Consider the following 1,196-nt stretch of genomic DNA (forward strand, 5'->3'; position numbering starts at 1 on the left):
CCGCCGCGAACGGAGCGATCTTCGCCTCGGCCAGCGAACGCACCGCCTCACGCAGCATCTCGTGCTCCTCGGAGATCCGGAAGAGATCGAAGTCCTGGCTCATGATCGGCACTCCTGTTTCGCGACGGTACTCAGTACCCTTCATTATGCATGCGCGTAGCAAAAAGGGAACTCAGTGCCTTCCCAGGGCGGTACTGAGTTCCCTATCCTTTTGCTGGCGTACGGAGGCCGTATCGCGGACGTACGCCGAGGACACACCCCGGCTGCCCGCCGGCCGTACGCCGGCGGCGCACAGCGAGCCGGCAGCCCAGTCCGAGTGCAGGGAGATGACACCGTGGTCCACTCAGCCATCGACGCCGACATCGACAGCACCCCGCTGTACTTCCAGCGCTGTACGTGGTGCAGCAACCCGACCTTCCAGCGGCTGCTCTGCCCCACCTGCGGCTCCACCGACCTGCGCCTGGAGCGCAGCCAGGGCACCGGCGTGGTGCGCCGGTGCGCCGTCGAGCAGGCCAGGACGCCCCTGGCCCGGCAGAAGTCGCTGATCCGGATGGCCGAGGGCTTCGACGTCTGGTGCATCGTCAGCGGTCTGCGCAGCACCGTCCCGGTGGGCACCCGGGTCCGGCTGACCCCGGCCCCCGACTCCGACCAGCCGGAGCTCACGCTGCTGCCGCAGGAGGAGCCCGAGCGGGTGCAGCCCGTCGAGCCGCGCCCGCTGCCGCCGAACCAGGGCGGCTTCACCCAGCACCTGGCGGCCTGCGCCGAGTAGTCCGCACACATGCCGCGGGCGTCGCGGAGCAGGCCTGGACCACCTGCGGGACGCACGCCGCGCGGGGCAGCAGCGGATACGCCGGAGGGCGTGGCACCGGGTACTCGGTGCCACGCCCTCCGGCGCGTCGTGCTCGGTCGTGCGGTCAGCCCTTGCGGGCCTGGACCTCGCCGGTGAGCTGCGGCAGCACGGCGAAGAGGTCGCCGACCACGCCGTAGTCCGCCAGCTCGAAGATCGGGGCCTCCGGGTCCTTGTTGACGGCCACGATGGTCTTCGAGGTCTGCATGCCGGCCCGGTGCTGGATGGCACCCGAGATGCCGTTGGCCACGTACAGCTGCGGGGAGACCTGCTTGCCGGTCTGGCCGACCTGGTTGCTGTGCGGGTACCAGCCGGCGTCGACGGCGGCGCGCGAGGCACCGACGGCCGC

2 protein-coding genes are annotated in these 1,196 nt (G+C 70.8%); one reads left to right on the top strand and one right to left on the bottom strand.

The features are described 5' to 3' along the window. The first annotated feature begins 334 nt into the window (after window positions 1-334). On the top strand, window positions 335-769 hold the full coding sequence (locus tag ABZ497_RS36840) for a hypothetical protein (RefSeq protein ID WP_329486969.1): 435 nt from the start codon (window positions 335-337) through the stop codon (window positions 767-769). A 145-nt stretch (window positions 770-914) separates the two neighbouring features. Here the strand turns inward: ABZ497_RS36840 and ABZ497_RS36845 are convergent. Further along, a partial coding sequence (locus ABZ497_RS36845; RefSeq protein WP_359812525.1) for an electron transfer flavoprotein subunit alpha/FixB family protein occupies window positions 915-1,196 on the bottom strand: 282 nt, incomplete at its 5' end.

The sequence above is a fragment of the Kitasatospora sp. NPDC005751 genome (genome assembly GCF_040630835.1).
Classification (GTDB): domain Bacteria; phylum Actinomycetota; class Actinomycetes; order Streptomycetales; family Streptomycetaceae; genus Kitasatospora.